We start from the raw sequence: 2,503 nt of genomic DNA on the forward strand, positions 1-2,503 counted from the left end.
CCGCAAACACAGCCGCCGTCAGCACCAGCAAAAGCCAGATCACGGCAAAGGTCTTGGTCATAAGCGGCCGCACAAACGGCAGGGTCGCCGTTAGAAATCGGTCGGGATCCCAGATCGGCACGCGCACCGCCAAGGGTGACCAAACCTTCTGTTTGATCTCCATCCGTTTGTGGCGCTTGTGACGCCGGAATAATTCGCGACTGTCAGGAGATACATCGGCCACAAGCGCATCGGCGGCATGCAATTGCCCCAATAGCCGGATCGCCTCATTCTGCGTCGGGGCCCGTTCACCCAGCTGTTCGTTGGCAATATCCCACACCTCGCCAAGCGACCGCGTGCCGTCCAGCAAGCCGACCATGCGATACGCGGCGGGGGAAAACCGGTGCGACCGGCCCGTGGCTAGATCCTGAAGGATGAACCAGATGCGCCCACGGTAATCATGGCGATAGATATTCACATGCCGGCGTAGCCGTGGCTTCAGGTCCTTGACCCGATACCACGACGGCGAGAAAAGCGAGCCGGCCAAAGGGCTAGGCCCTCCAGGACCAAAAGGTCATGCGCACCCAAAGCACCAGACGGCGGGTCCATATTTCCACCAGTCTGCGCTCGTCGACCTCGATCTTGGCAACGCCTTCCATACCCGGACGCAGCGCCATAATCGGGCCCTCTTCGATGGATGCTTCGACATCAAAGACATTCGCGCCGTTCAGCGGGCTCGAAATCGGTGTGATCCGCTGCACGGCGACGCGGTAGGGCGTATCGGGTAGCGCGCTCAGGACCAAGGGCCCGCTGGTCCCCGGCGAAAGTTCACGAATATCGCGCTCATCCACGCGCATTGTGACACGGTATTCATCAAGCGGAGCGACCTGAAACAACACATCCCCCCGCTCGAGCGGGGCACCAAGCGCTTGGCTAAGGTCACCAGAAACGACAAGCCCGGTAAAGGGCGCGCGGATTGTCATACGTTCAAGCTGCTGATCCAGCAAACTGATTTGCGCGTCCGACTGTTCAATTTGTGAGGCCAGAATACGCGCTTGCGTGCGTTCACGCTGCGCCATCGCCTGACTGTATTCCTGCTGCTGCTTGGTCCGATCGCCCAGCCATTTTAGCCGCTCAAGACGAATATCACGGTCTTCCAACCGCGCCATTACGTCGCCTTCTTGCACCAGATCACCGGCGCGCGCCTCGGACTGGACAAGGTAACCGGCGATCGGCGCAGTCACGACACGCTGAATTTTACCCTGCACAACAGTCGTAGCCGTCACACGGTACGTGCCTGTCGCATAATAGCAAAAGGCGACAAAGCCGATCAGCGCAATCACCCCCAGCTTCAACAGCGCATGTCGCGCACCAAACAGCGCCTTAAAGAAATTCGTGACGGAGTCCCAAATCTTAGCAGGCAACCAGCGATCTTCGCGCCGTTTGATATCCAGCACAGGACCGACCAGGACGGCGGCCTGCTCTGCCAGCTGCACGCCGCCGGCATCAAATCCGTCGGCCGACTTGCGTTGCAACAGCATCGCGCCAATCGTCTTGCCCTGTTCGGTCAGCGGCACGGTACACAGCCCTGTGCCACCCTCATGATCCGCCAGCGCCGTATGCGCCCGACGTACACGGGCGGGCGACCCTTCAAGTGGGGGATGCGCGATGACCGCTTGCTGGTCGACGGCTTCATCCATCGCTGTTTCGATCAACCGAACAAGGGTAGCGCGCTTGCCAAAGGTCGCAGAGTTTGACAGCGCACGCAGCCGGATATGCCTGCCGCGCATCATGCCGATCGCCACCAATTCGCAATCCAGCGCACCGGCAAGTTCAGTCGCAACGGCGGTGGCGGCTTCTGAAAAGCGGGTGTGATGCAGACTGGTGGCCAGCAGCTCGATCACCGTCACAAGGTTATCATTGCCGCTGATCCGTTGCCGACGCACGACGGCCTCTATCCATCCGGATGCCCACTGCAGGTCACTGACGACACGGCGCAGGTCGGTATCGGCAGAATTATCCGACAAAACGGCAAGGACACCGCGCAACTGCCCCCCGATCAAAAGCGGCACTGCAATGGCGGCGTTGTCCTTGGCGCCGGTTTCCACCAGCATCCGCTGCCCCTTAAGGCACCCGTCAACCGCCCGCATGAGCTCGGGCGCCGCACTGGCCCCATCCGGCCACATCGCGACGGGTTCAAATTTGGCTTTGCCGGTGCCTGCCATGACGACAAGCCCCTGCTGTATCCCGTGCGTCTGCTTGGCAAAAGCCTGCAACCATGCCGCAGCGACCTGCGCCATGTCGGTGCCGCTGCGCAGCTTTTCGAGCGTTTCCGCATTCAAAAATGGTTCTTCCGAAGACGCCCCTAAGGCCTTGGTAAATTCGTTCAAACGGACAATCCCTGCACTTCTCGCCCGCTTCTTCGCAGGCATATATTCGAAACCTACGACACTTTGTGCCAATCACCTAAAAAATAAACTTTATTTAATAACATCATCCTGTTGCGCGCTCTCACCAGTGTCTA

General features: G+C 59.5%; 1 protein-coding gene and 1 pseudogene. Both read right to left on the bottom strand.

Annotation, left to right across the window (positions count from 1 at the left end):
• Positions 1-526, bottom strand: a pseudogene (locus GLP52_RS17030) (peptidase M50); the annotation flags it as partial.
• A 4-nt stretch (positions 527-530) separates the two neighbouring features.
• Complete coding sequence (locus tag GLP52_RS17035) at positions 531-2,369, bottom strand: HlyD family efflux transporter periplasmic adaptor subunit (RefSeq protein WP_237273783.1); 1,839 nt, start codon at positions 2,367-2,369, stop codon at positions 531-533.
• Positions 2,370-2,503: the final 134 nt, after the last annotated feature.

It is taken from the genome of Sulfitobacter sp. M22, assembly GCF_021736025.1.
In the GTDB taxonomy this organism is placed as follows: domain Bacteria; phylum Pseudomonadota; class Alphaproteobacteria; order Rhodobacterales; family Rhodobacteraceae; genus Sulfitobacter; species Sulfitobacter litoralis.